The sequence below is a fragment of the Myxococcales bacterium genome (assembly GCA_016699535.1).
In the GTDB taxonomy this organism is placed as follows: domain Bacteria; phylum Myxococcota_A; class Polyangia; order Polyangiales.
In genome coordinates, this window is the sequence record CP064980.1 from 1,912,024 (window position 1) to 1,928,025 (window position 16,002).

Consider the following 16,002-nt stretch of genomic DNA (forward strand, 5'->3'; position numbering starts at 1 on the left):
AATTACTTCGAGCGCTTGGAGCCTGTGCTCATCTGTTGTCCGCGCTCGACCATGGTTGCTAACTCGACTGGGTCAGGCGAACGTGTCATCGCCTCGTCGTGGGTAATCTTTCCCGTTGTAAACAAGGATAGCAGCGATTGGTTGAGTGTTTGCATACCACTCGTACCTTGTCCTACCTGCATGGACGAGTAGATCTGGTGAACCTTGTCTTCACGTATCAGATTGCGGATGGCTGGGTTTGGAATCATGATTTCCAAAGCGGGCACCCGTCCATTTCCAGAGGCCAGTGGAAGCAGTGTTTGCGAAACAACTCCCTGCAACACGAAAGAAAGCTGTGCTCGTATTTGTGGTTGCTGATGGGCAGGAAATGCGTCGATAATACGGTTAATCGACTGAACGGCGCCGTTTGTATGCAACGTAGCAAAGACTAAATGACCCGTTTCCGAGATCGTCATGGCTGCTTCGATGGTTTCAAGATCACGCATTTCACCAACAAGCACGACATCCGGATCTTGACGTAAGATGGACTTCAGGGCGGCTGTAAAAGACCAGGTATCGCGTCCGATCTCTCGTTGGTTCACCAAGCACGATTTGTGAGGATGAACGTATTCGATGGGATCTTCAATTGTGACGATGTGCTTGCGACTCTCGCGGTTGATCTTGTCGATTATGGCTGCCAACGTAGTTGATTTACCGGATCCTGTTGGCCCTGTGATAAGCACCAATCCTCGCGGAAGTTGGGCCATACCGGCGATTACAAGAGGTAGACCGAGATCTTCGAAGCTTTGTATTTTGTATGGGATGATACGAAAAGCACCTGCTACGGCACCGCGTTGCATGAAGATATTGGCACGAAAACGTGCGAGGTTTTTTACGCCGAACGAAAGATCAAGCTCATTGTTTTTTTCAAATTTAACTTTTTGCTCTTCGCTTAGGATTGAATAGCACAGTTGTTTGGTTTCAATTTGTCCCAACGGAGGTGTTCGGAGCGGAATTAACGAGCCGTCGATTCGTACTTGGGGTGGCGACCCGGTCGTGACGTGCAAATCAGAACCTCCACGTTCAACCATGACACGTAGAAGCTGTTGCAAATTGAAACGAGGTTGCTGTTCATCCTCAAAGCCTTGCATGCACTAAGTGTATCAGATCACGATCCTAGTAGGGCATTTGCGGTACATAATTTAGTGCACACACTGTAGGCGACAGATTTCGACGGTTTTTTGCCACTGCTTTCCGCCTTACAACGAACTGCTGCGAAAAAGGGCCCTTTTCGGAGCCATGCACGTCTGCGTTCGATGAAATTGACACGCTTGGTGGCGGCTTGCGCGGTAAGGAGTGCTCCCTCCATACCAAGTCCGGGTAGGACTTGGTCGTTGCACAGGATTAAGTTTCGCAGTGGCGTTCTCAAGGGCAAGCCGCCAAGCCCATGTAATCCTCGCGTGGGGTACTCCCACATGGTTGGCATGGTTTGCGGACCGCGTGTCCAAGGTTGATCGACATGAACCTTCATTTTATCGCCAGGCGATGTGGGAACCTTGCCATCGTGAGGTGAGTCAATGAGCTCGATATGATCTTGAATAAAAGGGAAAACCTGTTCGAGCTTTCCAATCGTATCCTCCCGAAGGGTGTCTAGGCTCAGGTCTCGATGTTTATCAATACGAAGAAAGCCTCCAACACAAAGGAGCACTTTATCGTCCTCAGGCCACGGATGCTGTTGTACGTGAAGAATTTCATCGTTTCGTTCTGCGCTCGATGCGCTGGAAACAACGAGTAGGTCTCCTTGGGTGGAAGGCGGGATACAGTTTCGCGGAATGAGAAGATTTACAGTGAAGCGCGCGAAATGGGCTGCGGGCTGGCCAACACGCTCAAAGAGTGGCTCCAAAGGGTGTCGATCCTCAAGTAGTTCCAGAAATTCATTTAATGACGTGCCGACGAGAACCGTTTTCGCGCCTACTTCTTTTTCCGAATTTGCGAGTTCAATCTCGGTGGCTCCTTTTGCGTTGAGAATGATTTTCGATGCTCTATCGTCGTCCCAAATCTCTCCTCCATAGGCTAAGATTTTTTCGCGAAGCTTTTGTTCAAAGAACAGTTCTCCTGCGGCCAGATCTTGGCCTCGCGTGAAAAGTGCAAAAGCACGCGCCAAATCGACGGGAGCGGGGTTATCGGGCCGATCGAAGGCCGTGCATTGGTAAATAGCTCCAATGGATTTTCGAAAAGGGTGCTGGGTGGGGAAATCTTCAAGAAGGTATCCTTGTTGAACCAGTGCACGATTGACGGTTTGAAAGAAGCGCAAACCAAGTTGCAGGCTGTCTTTTAGGCCGGCGGGCGGTAGGCTGAGTTGTGTGCGAGTTAAGCGTGAAAAAGCTTCCGATAGGGTTTCACACTGTTCGAAAAAACGACTTGCTAGAGCTGTTATTTCTGGAAACTCACGCTCAATTTCTTTTTCGTTATCGAAGCGATTGGGCCCAAGCGTGAAGCGATGATTTGGCAGACAGACTTGCAAAGCGTGTTGTCTGTTGATGGTGTTTTTCTTTAACTCTTGACCTAGACCAAGCTTGGCTAAAATATGCGTCGATAGGGTCGAGCTCAGCCCATAGCTTCTCGAAGTAAGCCGCGGCAGTTCAATTCCGTTGATCCGGTAAGAATACGGATAAGTGTTTTGCCCAAGCACAAGAACCCGGAAGCCGCCTTTCGCCAAGAAAGCCGCACTCGCTAAGGCCGGTGGTGTTGTTCCTAAGATCAACACATCATAAAAACGCGCAGACATAAAACTATTCCTGAAGAGGCGGCGAGAAGAGAAAGGTGGACTCCGTTGTGGTTTTTTTCACAGAAAGGGTGACAGGATTTAATGTGATTTCCCCTGATGCGATACGTCTTACAACTGAGCAGAGCAAAGGATGTTCGGTTTTTTGGATACGTTCATGCAGTGTTTGAGCGCTGTCTTCAAGCATCACGGGCACAGCAGCTTGGGCGAGGATGGGGCCTGTGTCCACACCTTGATCGACAAGGTGCACCGTGGCTCCGCTAATACGGACGCCTGCATCGATGGCTTGCTGTTGTGCATGAAGGCCAGGGAAGCAAGGCAGAAGCGAAGGGTGAATGTTGATCGTGTAGTTGCCGTGCCGGCAGAGAAATTGATTGTCTAAGATTCGCATAAACCCAGCTAAGACAACCAGCTGAGCATCATAAGCAGCCACTGCGTCGGCCTAGGCTTTGTTCCATGAGTCACGGCGTTCATGGTCCTTTTTCAAGATCAACCGAACTGGAATACCTTCGTCTTTTGCGATTTGGACTGCATAGCATTTTGCTTTCTCGGAGAGTACCGCGACGATTTGAAAATCGTCGGGAGTGCGCTTTGCTTCTGAGATTAGAGCGCTAAGGTTGCTTCCCTTTCCAGACGCTAAAACGACAATTCGCATCATCTGAAAACCACTCGAGCGCCGTGCTCGCTTTTGATGACCTTGCCCAATTCAAAATAAGTTTCATCTTGAGTATCAAGAAGCGTTTTTACTCGTGATAGCTTTTTGCTTTCAACGAGGAGTATCATTCCAACGCCTAAATTGAAGACACGTCGCATTTCGTCTTCTGATATTTGTCCGCTACGTGCGATAAGCTCAAAAATCGCAGGTCTGCTCCAAGCCTCGGTGTCAATCTCGGCTGCATAACCTTCTGGTAAGATACGTGGCAGGTTCTCAACAATCCCGCCGCCAGTAACGTGACATAGACCATCGATAAGCTGCTCTGCTAGCAGAGGTTTGAGAGCTTTGACATAGATTTTCGTGGGTCGAAGTAGTGCGCTTGCCAAGGGTTCATCGAGTTCCGATGGTTTATCTTCTAGCTTGAAAGCTTTGGTTTCAAAAAGGGCTGCTCTTGCCAGTGCATAGCCGTTGGAGTGGAGTCCCGTTGAAGGCAAAGCAATGATGACATGGTTTTCGTTAATGCTTTCAGAATTCAATATGCGAGCGCGCTCAACAATGCCTACACAAAAGCCAGCCAAATCGTATTCTCCTCCCTGGTAGAAGCCAGGGAGTTCGGCGGTTTCCCCGCCGATCAAGGCACAGTCGGCCTCGCGGCATCCTTGAGCAATACCAGAGACGACGGCCTCAGCCTGATCGATTTGCAGCTTGCCGGTGGCAAAGTAATCAAGAAAAAATAACGGAGAGGCTCCCACGGTGAGCACATCATTGACACACATTGCAACGAGATCGATTCCGATGCTCGAGTTATTGTTGAGCTCAAAGGCGAGTTTGAGTTTTGTGCCGACGCCGTCGGTGCCGGAAACGAGCACAGGATCGTTGAGTCCTTTGGGCAGCGACATAAGTCCCGCAAAGCCGCCCACGCTTGAAAGCACATGGGGTGTACGGGTCGAATGCACGTGCTTTTTGATGCGATCGATAAATGCGTTACCAGCGTCGATGCTGACGCCTGCTTTTGAATAGTCTAGGCCGCTCACAGTCCAGGGAAGCTAGCGAAAGCTACCTTCGCGGTCAATGTCTCAGAGAGACAGAGCACTGGTTATTTCCTTTGTAGATAAGGGTTTAGGCGTGAATCGTCATCTTTGACTGCCGATGGGGTACGGCGGGGCTAAAGTTGCTCTTTAGATCTTCAATAGGGATTGTCTTTGATAATCTTGCCCGACGCAGGAGTTTTGGGCCGAGGACGTGGCCTAACGGGTTTCTTTGCTTTAACGGGAGCCTTGACTGCCTTAGGAGCCGCCTCTTTTTGCAAAGTGAGCGTAATGCTTCGCGGTCTATCCACAGTAACTGTCATGCTGCGCGTGACATATCCAGTCGCCTTCGCCTCAAATAACAAGCTACTACCTGACTCTACTTCGCTCTTAAAAGGATTCGAGACCTCAAGCCCATTCATGGTAACGCTTGCTTCGATTGGGAGTGCCTGGATTTGTAGTTCAAGCAATTCGGGTGCTGCGGGCTTCTCAACCTTGGTGCCCGAGACGGGTTTGGGGGCTTTTTTAGCTGGGGTAGAGCTTGCAGCTGCGCCAGTGGATGGCGCCTTTTCAGAGGCTTGTGCGTTGCTTGGTTCAGGTTGTTTTTCGGGGTTATCGTCGGAGCCACCTAGTGCCCATGTGCCAAGTGCAACTAAGACTATGGCAGCTGCGCCCGCTCCGATCATGAGTGTTTTTTTGGACGGTGCCTTCTTTTCGGGCAGTTCTACTGGGAAGTCATCGGCCATTGGCTGGGACTGCCAGGCAGCGGATTGTTTTGATGCCGATGCGGTTGCGGATGATGTGAAGGTATTTTGATCTTCGGTATCCGGATCCGGTTTGCGCAATAAGGTTTCAGCGAAGCCTACTTCAGCAAGCGCACGGGCCTGCTGCGCTGGAAAGTCTGCAGGATCCGATTTCGGAGCATCGGATGCAATTTGAGTAGCCTTCCAAGGCGCAACATGGGTTGCGGCTAGGGCTTCAAAGTGCTCAACGTCGAAAGAGCCATCTTTAGCCCAATCGACTAGACCTTGTGTTTCTAAGCTTTGCCGATCTTTCATTATCATCATTATAGAGTACCCTTCTCGGGTTTGGTAGTTTCGTTTATGTGCCCCAATGTCCGACATGCTTTGAAAATCCAATTAAAAAAAGCCCTCAAAGCATGCTATTGACAAAATATAGCATGCTTTTGCCTTCAACGTTGCCGATATTGCTTGTGTTTTGCTTGCAGCTTTTCGCGTGTCGTCCTTCCTTAGCCGACAGGGAGGGAGAGGGGGCGCAGTCAACTCAAAGCAAAAGCCATTCATCTCGAGTGGCCGTTAGAACGAAACAGGATGCTGCCAGTCCCTCGAAGAGAAAGGTGCGGCTTGAAGAGGTGGTGCTGCCGCAAAAGGGCTCTAGTTCGACAATTAGTCACACCCTAAGCAGTTCGACGGTTAGTTTTCGTTTTGATGGTCCAGTGGTTTTTAAATCACTCGATCCGATTGTTGAACACGACGGTTTGCGAAGGTGGGGCATCGCGATGACGGATGTCATCATTCCTTCCGGACTACAGTTGCCTAGACGCTGGACGCCCTTTGGTCCAGATAACGCAGCGTTCAGGTTCAAACATGACAAGACGGTGGTAGTCGAATTCTTGCTTCCGAATCGCTGGCAAGTTCGGGTTGGCTTTCTGCCCGCTCCTTTTCAAATTGTCGTTGATTTTGATACGGAACAAGTAGGCATCGCTCTGCCCACTAAACCCTTTGTCGTTGTTCTTGATCCAGGCCATGGGGGGCAAGACACTGGAGCAAAAGCAGCTGACGGAAATAAGGAAGCGGACTATGCGCTCGATATAGCTCGTCGTGTGCAACTCGTTATCAAGAGATTGGTTCCAGGAGCCAAGGTTTTTCTAACACGTAAGACGGATCGCTTTATCACTTTGGAAGAGCGCGCAACCATGGCAAATCGCTTGGAAGCTGATCTTTTGTTTCCATACACCTAAACGCACTTCCCAATCCAGAAGAGGGCGGTATTGCAACTTTTGTTCTTGACACAAGCGATGACAAACATGCTTTGAGATTAGCTGCGCGAGAAAATGGCGTTGACGAGTCAAAGGTAAGTGGGTTGCAGACCGTCCTTGCATCTTTACAGCGTCAAGGCCAAATGCCGAAATCTGAGCGCCTGGCAGCTTTGATTCATCGTGGTCTTTTGGCTTCTGCCAGACAACATTATCCGACAGTAGAGGACCGAGGTATAAGACGCGCTTTGTTTTTCGTGCTTGCCGGGGTTCACGTACCATCGGTGCTTGTCGAAGCGTCGTTTATGACTAATCCTACCGAGGCACAGCTTCTCAAGACACGACGTTACCGGCAGTTGCTAGCTGAGGGTGTTGCCGAAGGCATGCTGAGCTATTTGAGTGAAAATGAGTAATTCGAACAAACAACATACAGTCACAGGCGATGGCAAGTCAGTGCAAATTCAACTGAATGAACAGCTTGCAAAGCTTAAAACGTTTCGGCGTTCCATTAGTGATTATCTAGGAAGTGACGAAGCGGGCATGGTAGCGGCAGGACAGCATGCTCAGCACATGCACGTATTACTTGAAGTTTAGCAAAGAGTAGTGAGGACATTCTAACAAAAATAAAAAAACGCGCTGCCCTTGCAGCGGTTGGAAGCTTTGCAAGAGGCACGCTTGCTCCTTTTGCGGATGTGGATGTGGTTTTGTTATGTGATGATCCGGAAGATAAACACGTGCAGCTTTGGGCAGAAGCTCTTTTATATCCGCTTTGGGATGCCAAGCTTAGCGTAGGGCACGCTGTGCGTGGGGTTGAAGAAACGTTAGCGCTCGCTACCAACGACTTGACCACCGCGACGACTCTGCTTGATTTGCAGCCCATCGTTGGTGACTCCAGTTTGGTCAACGAACTCAAAAAACAGGGTTTAGAAAAACTCCAATCAAAGCATTCGAGGCATTTTCTAAAGATGCTCCGTGATGATACGGCTGCACGCCATGAACGCTTTGGTGGCTCTCTTTTTTTGCTTGAGCCGGAGGTGAAACTTGGCCGTGGAGGCCTTCGCGATTCGGATGTAATTGGCTGGGTAGCCAGAACAAGTTGGAATGCCGTCGAGCTCGCTGATCTAGTCGCACAGGACAGGCTTCATAGTCGCGAACTGCTGGAGCTCGAGCAGAGTTGTGAGTTTTTGTGGCGTGTGCGAAATGCACTTCATGTTCGAGCTCAAAGGAAGCAAGATCGACTTACTTTTGAAGACCAAGAAGAGATTGCGCTTCTTTTTGCATATGTCGATGCAGAGGATCTCGCGGTCGAACAATTTATGCGGCACTACTATCAGCATGCCCAAACCATAGCATCGGTTACCGACCGTCTACTTGCGCGGGCGACGAGCTCGACCTTGCCTCGAAGTAAGCCGACTGAGCTTGGCAGCGGAGTGGCGCAAAGCGAAGAGGAAATTATTTTTTCTGATTTTTCTAGTTTGGAAAATGAGCCAATTTCGGCACTGCATTTTTATCGTCAAGTCGTGCGTCAAGATAAGAGACCTTCGGTGTTGGGTCGCGACGCTGTGGCGCGAAAAGCGGGAGATGAAAACTGGTGCAAGGCATTGAGAGCGCATCCTGAAGCGGCTTCCTTGTTTCTCGAATTGCTTTCGTTTGAAGGTGTTGCAAAGGTACGTAGAGGCTCCATCTTGGGAGAGTTGCTTGAAGTCGGTTTGATCCTCGCGATGATTCCCGAGTTTGAGCACGTGCGTGGCCGTGTTCAACATGACATCTATCACGTGTACACCGTTGATGTGCATTCTGTGGCTGCTGTCGATCGATTAGCGGCTATTGCTCGAGGTGATTTCGCAGAGGAATGGCCTTTAGCCACACACCTGGCTACAGATTCTTCGCGGCGCAGGCCGCTTCAACTTGCTTTGTTGCTTCATGATATCGGCAAGGGTCGCAAAGGTCACCATGCCGACATTGGAGCCGATATCGCAAAGAAAGTCTGCGAGCGCCTTGGTATACAAGAAGTCGACGCTCAACATATCGAGTGGCTGGTTCGCGCTCATTTGCGTCTTTATCATTGGGCGATGCGGCGAGATATTAGTGATCCCATTATTATCGAAGAAGTTATCAAAGAAGTACGCTCGGTTGATCGACTAAGGGATCTGTACTTACTTACAATTGCTGATTTATCTACCACGAGTCCGCATGCACTTAATGCATGGAAAGATCGCATGCTTGATAGTTTATTCCGGACTGCGGTGGACGCTATGGATGGCTCAGCGTCGCTGTCACGTCAGGAGCGCGCGGCTGATATAAGAGAACAGCTTTTAGCAAACACAAAAGATCAAGCAGAGCAACTACGACTGACGCGTTTCTGGACTGGTCTTCCTAGACGATATGTGCTTTCAAACACTCCCGAAGCAATTCGTGCTCATGCTGCAATTTATAACGACAATGCATCAAAGCCATTGAGCCTGGTTGTTCGCGAAGGACCCGATCCTGAACTCAAGGAAATGATCCTGTTGAGTGAGGATAAACCAGGCTTGCTTGCTTCGGTTGCTAAAGTGTTTTTTGCGCATCACATCGAAGTGCGCTCTGCACAAATTTACACGCGTTTACAAGAGGGCGGAAAAAGAGAAGTGTTTGACGTCTTCTACGTTGCAACAAAGAGAAAAATAAACGGGCAGTTTCTGAGCGCTCTTCAAGATGCAATTGCTGGTCTACTCTCTGGCGACCAAGCCTCCAAGGAAATCATTCAAAAGCGTTCAAATCCACCTGTTTGGACCAAACGTAAACAACCTAAGGTTTCAACAAAGATAAATGTCGACAATAATTCCTCTCGGTATTTCACGGTGTTTGATGTGTATACTCATGATCATGCAGGTCTGCTTTACACTATTTCCCAGGTGTTCCATGAAGAGGGCCTCACCATTGGACTATCCAAACTCAGCACCGAAGGCGTGAGCGTTGCTGACGTTTTTTATGTGCAAACCTTGAAGGAAGAAAAAATCGAAGACAAAGAGGCTCTCGACTCCCTTAAGAGTAAACTTAAAAACGCGCTAGAAAGACTGTACAAGGAAAAACAATGAAACAAATACACGAAATAGGATTGTTGTTGTATGTGGCTGCATTTGGGTGTGCGGGCGTAACACCTAGTCCTGAGGAGCAACAAAACGAAACGAAGGAGCAACAGGCGAGTGAGCACGAAGATGCTCTCGTTCCGGATGCAAGTCCATTGGTAAAAAGGGGAGAGCGCTATATGAGCATTGGCGAGCTTGGTGAAGCAAGTGCATCATTTCGTTCAGCGATTATTGAAAACGCACAAGATGCACGCGCCTATTTTGATCTTGGTTTGGTGCTAGAGCTGCAGGGACAACCTCAGTTAGCTATCCCGGAGTATCAAGAGGCGGAACGGCTTTTACCGCAGTTTGTTCAGGCAAAGAACAATCTTGCGGTGCTGCTTCGCGAGCAGGGTAACCTAAGGCGCGCTCAGGAATTACTGAGCGACGCAGTAAAAATTGATCCAACTTACGGAGACGCTTGGTTGAACTTAGCGCTTAGCTTCGAAGATTCAAGGCAACTCGACAAAGCTAAAGTTGCTTATCAGCGAGCCATCAAACTACTTCCGTCTGACCCTCTTCCTCTCACTAACCTAGCTTTGATTGAGCTTGCTGCAAATGATGTGAATGCGGCGAAGACAAAATTGCAAAAGGCTTATCCGCTTGCGCGAAACGACGCCCAAATGCTTATCGAGATAGCAAGCGGTCTGCGGCGTGCTGGAGATGCAGCACTGGCGGTTAGGGTGTTAGGTAACGTGAAAACATTGCTTAAAGAATTGCCCCCTGCGGTCTTGGCCGAACTTGCCATCGCACAGCATGCAAATGGCGCATCCGAGCAATCATTGGCTACGTTGGATGAGCTTGAGAAAAAAGACTCGAAGTATACCGCCGTTCATTATTTTCGCGGAAGCATTCTTGCTGCTATGGGAAGTTATGCAAAAGCTGCACAAAGCTTTCGTCGTTATCTTAAACAAGAACCAAAGGGTGCTTTTACGGAAAAGAGCAAAGCTCACTTGGAAGAAATACAACGTCTTCAGAAAAACAAATGAAGCGAGAAGTATTGCGAATTGTCCTGAGCATCGGCCTGATGTGCTTGGGTTGTTCGGGAAATTCAGCATACCAAGGTACCACGGTTCGTGAAAACGACGAGGTGCGTATCGACTTGATTGATGCAGATGGCGCTCAGCTTCCAATTGAGGCGTTCCGGGGACATCCTTTACTGGTTTTTGTTTTTACGACCTTTGATGGCTATTCACAGATTGCTTTGCATCATGTGGAAACCTTCCACAAAACTCATTCTGAAATAACGATACTGGCAATTGCCGTACAGCCTGAACCAGGCCGTATTCTCAGAGCGTTCAAGGCAAGTTTGCAGGCTGATTTTTCAATTGCCTACGATCCCAGCAACTCACTTCTCCAAGGAAAAAGCGATTTTGGTGTTTTAAACGTCATCCCTGCTTACTTTCTGCTCGATAAGCAAGGCAAAATAAGCAAAAGCTACCAAGGTCCCATGACAGATGATCAGCTAGTCCAATGGCTTGACTAACGGTACCCAAGATCGACCTATAGCTGCCAAGCTTGCAAAGAGACGTAGGGTTCCCATGCTCAAAGGAGAAAATTTTACTTTCCGATGTCGCGGTGGGCTAGTGATACGGCGGGCATGGATGAGAAACGCTGTACAATTCTCGGCTCAGTGCGACTGAGCGGTGTTTTCCACCTGTGCAGCCTAGGGCCACCGTAAGGTAAGCTTTGCCTTCTCGTTCGTAGTTCGGAATGTGCCGACGAAGGAGCTGCTCAATGTCAGCTAGCAATTCTTGGCTTTGTTGTGCCTTTAGAACGAAGTCGCTCACGTCGGGGTCTTCCCCCGTCTTGGCCTTTAATTCTGGGACGAAGTGGGGGTTGGGCAGCGCACGCAAATCGAAAACCAAATCAGCATCGATTGGCAACCCATACTTAAAGCCAAAGGACATGAAACGTAGCACCATGGGTAGCCGTTCGCTTTTTCCTGCCTCGGCATATTCAGACAGCAGGCGCTTTAGCTCGTGTACGGTGAGCGAGCTTGTATCGACTACGTAGCTGGCACGTTCTCGAAGTGAAGCAAGTTGTTCTCGCTCCCGTGCAATGGCGCCCGGCAAATCTCCTGCGGGTGCCAATCTGTGAGGTCTGCGGCTTTCGCTAAAGCGCCGCACGAGTGTTTCGTCTTGGCAGTCCAAAAAGAGGACTTCGAGCTCATGGCCTTGTGCGCTGAGTCGATCTAAGACTTCGTCGGTGCCTTCCAAAAAGGTGCCCGTGCGAAGGTCTATCCCAAGCGCCACCCAGTTCACGCCGTCAGTGTCTTCAAGCATGTGTATTAAATCTGGCGCAAGAGCGGGAGGGAGGTTATCGACGCAATAAAAGCCGAGATCCTCTAAGACGTGCAAAGCCGTGCTCCGGCCTGCACCTGACATGCCTGTAACTATAACAATTCGCACGTGCCACCGGCACCCTAGTGGTGTGTTGTTCTCTATTGTCTAGAGTGCTGCTCTAGATCTTACCTGCTTCGGTCAGGTTTTGCCATGGCATCCGCTGAGGAACGACGGCGGCGCTGATTGGCGTACTTCTTGCTTCTTCGAATTTGCCGATCGATTTTGTCCATGACGAGGTCAACGGAGGCGTAGAGGCTGTCGGAGCCTTCGTGCCCAAGATAGGTGTTCCCATCGGCACTGATGTTCATGTCGATGCATTGCAAGTGCCCGTCCAATGAAGCGGTGATTTCGGCGTCTAAAGGCGTATCTGAGTACTTTTGCAACCTAGCAACTTTGTGTCGCGCGTATTCCCGCAGCGCGTCTGAAGGATCCATATCCCTAAACGTGAACGCGATTCTCATGCTTCCTCCCCGGTTTTGTGTTTTCAAAAGCTGTTTATGTAGAAACAACTAAGCTCTAAAAATATTTCTTACGCTTTGAAGAACTAAGGATACCTAACATTTCTCGATATTTTGCAACGGTTCGGCGAGCGATGACGATGCCCTGCGCAGAAAGCATTTCCACGAGTTTTTGGTCGCTTAGCGGTGATTTGGAGTCTTCATCGGCGATGAATTTCTTTATCTTCTGTTTGACGCTTTCTGAGGCGATGTCTTCGGTGTGGCTGCGTCGGATTCCGCTGTTGAAAAAATATTTTAGTTCGAAAATTCCCTGAGGCGTGTGAACGTACTTATTGTTCGTGACGCGTGAGACGGTGCTTTCGTGCATCTCAACCGTTTCGGCGACGTCCCTAAGAATCATTGGCTTGAGATGGGCGACACCTTTTTCAAAAAAGTCTTTTTGTTTTTCAACAATGCATTCCGTGACCCGAACGATGGTTTTGCGTCGTTGGTCGATGCTGCGAATAAGCCACTGCGCACTTCTTAGTTTGTTTTGGATGTATTCTTTTGCTTCTGTGCTTTCTCCAGAAAACGCTGAACGATAGAAGGAACTAATACGCAACCGAGGCATACCGTCGTCGTTTGATACGACAAAATATTTATCACCGACCTTATGCACATAGACATCGGGGGTGATGTATTGAGGATCCTCGGTGGTGAAGGAACGTGCAGGGCGTGGCTCCAGGCCTCCGATCAACTCGGCTGCATCGTAGACGTCTTCCAACGAAAAGTTTAGCGCTTTGGCGATGGCGTTGTAGTTGCGTTTCTCGAGATCCGAAATATGATTCTCGATAATTGCGCGCACAAGCATATCCATGCCGTAGTGCTCAGCTTGGATAAGCAAACACTCTTTGAGATCGCGAGAAGCTACTCCGACAGGATCAAAGCGTTGAATCAGTTTGACCACTTCTTCCGCATCTTCCGGATCGATCTCGGCTTCTTGGGCCAGTTTGGGTACAACTTCGCTTGGCTCGAGGCCTTCGATACGTAAGTAGCCACGCTCATCGAGGTTGCCAAAGACCAGGGCTGCAAAGTTCTTCTCTTCCTCAATAAAATCAGTCATCTGCAATTGCCAAGTGAGGTGCTCGGCAATGGTCTCGGCGCGTGTTGCTGTTTGATCGACCCCAGGAAGCTCGTCGTTGTCGCCTCGTCGAATCGTTGGCATGGGGGCTTGATTGGCGTGGTTTTCGAGATAGCGCTCCCAGTCAATATCGTTTGAGTTGTCCGAAGCTGCGCTGTTGTCGCCATCCACGCTTTCAGCTTGAACATTGTCCTTGGGGCTATCGTTGGTCTCTGCCTGCTCTTCGAGCACGGGATTTTCCAACATTTCTTCTCGTACTGATTCAACCAGCTCCATGCGGGACATTTGCAGAAGCTTAATCGCTTGCTGCAATTGGGGTGTCATGACAAGTTGCTGGGACAGCTTGAGCTGCTGTTTTAGCTCCATCGTTCTGTCCTTGAAAAAACTTCTCTCACGCCTTTAGTGTAGCGTCCTAGCGCCAAGCAGGAAAGTCTTAAGCATCATTCCAGGCCCGTGAAATGCCTTTAGAAATCAGTTTTGTGGGCGTTTGAGTGTCCGTGTAGGAGAAGTCAGCGAACGATTGATACAACAAAAGAGTGGTGGGCTCCGAGTGCATGGGATATTGTAGGCAGAGCAAACAAATGTCATATTGCTAGTGGTTTTTGGGACTGTCGCAGGGTGGTGGCGATAGTTTAACCTAGGTCATCCTTCCGGGAGTGTGTTTCTTGCCAGTGCCGACACTTGTACTTTTAGGCTTTTCAACAGGCCTTGCTGCGGCGCTCGCTGCACGTGGCGATCTGTGCCTTAGCCCGCGACCCGCGCTGTTTTCTCGGGCCTGTGGTGCTTATTTCATCTTCATGCTTCTGGTCTTGCTTCCGCAAACTGCATATTTTTACATCTTTCATGGCGATTGGTCGCTTCTTTACCTCATGGATACTGCAACCATACCTTCTGCTCTGGTGCTGTTGGGTTTTATGTTGCAGATTCTCATTGGACTTGCCGGCTTTTTGCTCGGCGCATTTTGGGTGAGAGGACATCGAGAGGGCCTCGTTCTGGCCATGGCGGGCGTCGGTGCACTCGGTGCGATCGCATTGGTCCTGGTCTTTTGGAACCGCTTGTCGGTGGTGGGGAGTTACGCTCAGTTCCACGGGCAATTTGGACTAACGTCGTATGGAAGTGGGGCAGTCTTTCAAGGCACGCTCACCATGGGCCTGGTTTTGGGCCTGGGAGTGGCTTATTTGCTCGTCAGGTTGTTCTCGGCAGGCAGACAACTCGGCTTATAACGAGGCCGCTCCTGCCGAAAAGGCGCTAAATCATCATAAAAATAGCGATTTAACTGTAGGATTACGGTCCACCGCACTCCAACAATTCTGCAAAAGGGTATATGGTAGTTGCACCGATGCTTATTTATGCGTAAAAAGCGGTTCCGATAAAAAAGAGGTTTGTTGTGTATATTCATCAATTTGCAGATTCAGCTGGACGTTCCCGTACGAAGAGCAAGCGATTGCGCGCTAAGCTAAAGGCCAAGAACCGCCGTCGCGTTAATCGCATGGGCGGAAAGAAGCTTTCACGTCGATTGCACAAAAAGCGTTAAAGTCGTCCTTCCTTCGGACTGCTTATGGTGAACCGACCTATCTACGTCATTAGTGACTCAACTGGCGAGACCGCCGAGCGTGTGGTCCGTGCTGCCTTGTTGCAATTTCCTCAGCACAAAGTTCGAGTTCGCGTTTTCACAAGAGTACGGGACCAAGAGCGAGCGCAAAAGGTTCTCGAGAAAGCAAAAGAGGACCAAGCCATGGTTGTATTCACCTTGGTTTCTCCGGAGATGCGAGATTTTTTTCACGCTTGGTCAGTTGAGAACGATTTGGGTGCAGTCGATGTGATTGGCGCCCTTATGGGAAAAGTGTCTAACTTTTTGCAGGCTAATCCCACCTATGTTCCGTCTTCCGCGCTACCTCTGTCAGATGACTATTTTAAGCGAGTTGAGGCTATTGAGTTTGCGGTTAAAAGCGACGATGGACGTGAGCCGCGTAATCTAAGCCGGGCTGATCTTATTTTAACCGGTGTGAGTCGAACGAGTAAAACGCCGCTCTCGACCTATTTGGCAGGGCGCGGCCTTAAAGTTGCCAATGTCCCTTTGGTTCTTGGTGTGGACCCTCCTCCTGAACTATTTGAAATTCCTCCGGAGCGGGTTGTAGGGTTGACGATTGATCTAAATCAACTCTTGGAAATTCGTCGTGCACGTTTACAGCAACTTGGCATGCCTTCAGAGACCAACTATGCCATGCGTGACCATATTCGTGAGGAGCTTGATTACACCAATTCGATATTCGCGCAGCATCCGGATTGGTTCATTGTGGATGTAAGTGGACGAGCTATTGAAGAAACGGCTGCCATTGTGCTCGAGTACGTCAAGGACCGTGAAGAACGGCGACTGAGCGAGTAAGACAGCGATATTTTGCGTGATTGATTGGCTAGGGGTGTACATTTCAGCCAAGTCCGTACAGCACAACTCTTTGTAGAGAAGTCGAGTACCATTGCGGCGTGTTTGGCCGGCATTCACTTGGTCTCCGATGATGCCAATGAATT

At 49.5% G+C, this 16,002-nt stretch carries 15 protein-coding genes and 1 pseudogene; 8 read left to right on the forward strand and 8 right to left on the reverse strand.

Features of this window, described 5'->3' with window-relative positions; translation table 11 throughout:
- Positions 1 to 2 precede the first annotated feature (2 nt).
- From IPJ88_09110 to IPJ88_09130, 5 genes and pseudogenes are all read right to left on the reverse strand, one after another.
- Entirely contained in the window at positions 3 to 1,130 is a 1,128-nt protein-coding gene (locus IPJ88_09110) for a type IV pilus twitching motility protein PilT (GenBank protein ID QQR91836.1), read from the reverse strand.
- A gap of 17 nt (positions 1,131 to 1,147) precedes the next feature.
- On the reverse strand, positions 1,148 to 2,767 hold the full coding sequence (locus tag IPJ88_09115; GenBank protein QQR91837.1) for a hypothetical protein: 1,620 nt from the start codon (positions 2,765 to 2,767) through the stop codon (positions 1,148 to 1,150).
- Between the two features lie 4 nt (positions 2,768 to 2,771).
- A pseudogene (locus IPJ88_09120) lies at positions 2,772 to 3,422 on the reverse strand (phosphoribosylglycinamide formyltransferase).
- Complete coding sequence (locus IPJ88_09125) at positions 3,419 to 4,453, reverse strand: phosphoribosylformylglycinamidine cyclo-ligase (GenBank protein QQR91838.1); 1,035 nt, start codon at positions 4,451 to 4,453, stop codon at positions 3,419 to 3,421. Before IPJ88_09125 ends, IPJ88_09120 begins: the two are co-directional and overlap by 4 nt.
- 152 nt (positions 4,454 to 4,605) lie before the next feature.
- Positions 4,606 to 5,505: a hypothetical protein gene (locus tag IPJ88_09130; GenBank protein QQR91839.1), complete on the reverse strand. Its 900-nt coding sequence runs from the start codon at positions 5,503 to 5,505 to the stop codon at positions 4,606 to 4,608.
- A 299-nt stretch (positions 5,506 to 5,804) separates the two neighbouring features.
- Here IPJ88_09130 and IPJ88_09135 point away from each other — a divergent pair, with 299 nt between their 5' ends.
- From IPJ88_09135 to IPJ88_09160, 6 genes are read left to right on the forward strand one after another with little or no spacing between them, the layout of a single operon-like run.
- Positions 5,805 to 6,428: an N-acetylmuramoyl-L-alanine amidase gene (locus IPJ88_09135; protein ID QQR91840.1), complete on the forward strand. Its 624-nt coding sequence runs from the start codon at positions 5,805 to 5,807 to the stop codon at positions 6,426 to 6,428.
- Complete coding sequence (locus IPJ88_09140) at positions 6,419 to 6,856, forward strand: N-acetylmuramoyl-L-alanine amidase (GenBank protein ID QQR92005.1); 438 nt, start codon at positions 6,419 to 6,421, stop codon at positions 6,854 to 6,856. Before IPJ88_09135 ends, IPJ88_09140 begins: the two co-directional genes overlap by 10 nt.
- Positions 6,849 to 7,037: a hypothetical protein gene (locus IPJ88_09145; GenBank protein ID QQR91841.1), complete on the forward strand. Its 189-nt coding sequence runs from the start codon at positions 6,849 to 6,851 to the stop codon at positions 7,035 to 7,037. The genes IPJ88_09140 and IPJ88_09145 overlap by 8 nt, the downstream gene beginning before the upstream one ends.
- Before the next feature lie 17 nt (positions 7,038 to 7,054).
- The gene (gene glnD / locus IPJ88_09150) at positions 7,055 to 9,520 is read left to right on the forward strand and encodes a [protein-PII] uridylyltransferase (GenBank protein ID QQR92006.1); all 2,466 of its coding nucleotides are present in this window, start codon (positions 7,055 to 7,057) and stop codon (positions 9,518 to 9,520) included.
- Positions 9,517 to 10,539 carry a tetratricopeptide repeat protein gene (locus tag IPJ88_09155; protein ID QQR91842.1) on the forward strand — a complete coding sequence of 341 codons (1,023 nt, stop codon included), beginning with the start codon at positions 9,517 to 9,519 and terminating at the stop codon, positions 10,537 to 10,539. The genes glnD and IPJ88_09155 overlap by 4 nt, the downstream gene beginning before the upstream one ends.
- Positions 10,536 to 11,036, forward strand: coding sequence for a TlpA family protein disulfide reductase (locus IPJ88_09160; GenBank protein QQR91843.1), 501 nt, complete (start codon positions 10,536 to 10,538; stop codon positions 11,034 to 11,036). The genes IPJ88_09155 and IPJ88_09160 overlap by 4 nt, the downstream gene beginning before the upstream one ends.
- 97 nt (positions 11,037 to 11,133) lie before the next feature.
- On the opposite strand, the gene rapZ is transcribed toward IPJ88_09160, so the two are convergent.
- The 3 genes from rapZ to rpoN form a co-directional block, all read right to left on the reverse strand.
- Positions 11,134 to 11,961 (reverse strand): RNase adapter RapZ, encoded by an 828-nt coding sequence (gene rapZ, locus IPJ88_09165; GenBank protein ID QQR91844.1) that lies wholly within the window; start codon positions 11,959 to 11,961, stop codon positions 11,134 to 11,136.
- A gap of 59 nt (positions 11,962 to 12,020) precedes the next feature.
- A complete protein-coding gene (gene raiA / locus IPJ88_09170) occupies positions 12,021 to 12,329 on the reverse strand; it encodes a ribosome-associated translation inhibitor RaiA (protein QQR91845.1) in 309 nt (102 codons plus the stop codon).
- A gap of 82 nt (positions 12,330 to 12,411) precedes the next feature.
- Positions 12,412 to 13,839 (reverse strand): RNA polymerase factor sigma-54, encoded by a 1,428-nt coding sequence (gene rpoN / locus IPJ88_09175; GenBank protein ID QQR91846.1) that lies wholly within the window; start codon positions 13,837 to 13,839, stop codon positions 12,412 to 12,414.
- Positions 13,840 to 14,138: 299 nt separating this feature from the next.
- Here rpoN and IPJ88_09180 point away from each other — a divergent pair, with 299 nt between their 5' ends.
- Both IPJ88_09180 and IPJ88_09185 read left to right on the forward strand, forming a co-directional pair.
- Positions 14,139 to 14,696, forward strand: coding sequence for a hypothetical protein (locus tag IPJ88_09180; GenBank protein QQR91847.1), 558 nt, complete (start codon positions 14,139 to 14,141; stop codon positions 14,694 to 14,696).
- Positions 14,697 to 15,031: 335 nt separating this feature from the next.
- Positions 15,032 to 15,859, forward strand: coding sequence for a kinase/pyrophosphorylase (locus tag IPJ88_09185; GenBank protein QQR91848.1), 828 nt, complete (start codon positions 15,032 to 15,034; stop codon positions 15,857 to 15,859).
- Positions 15,860 to 16,002: the final 143 nt, after the last annotated feature.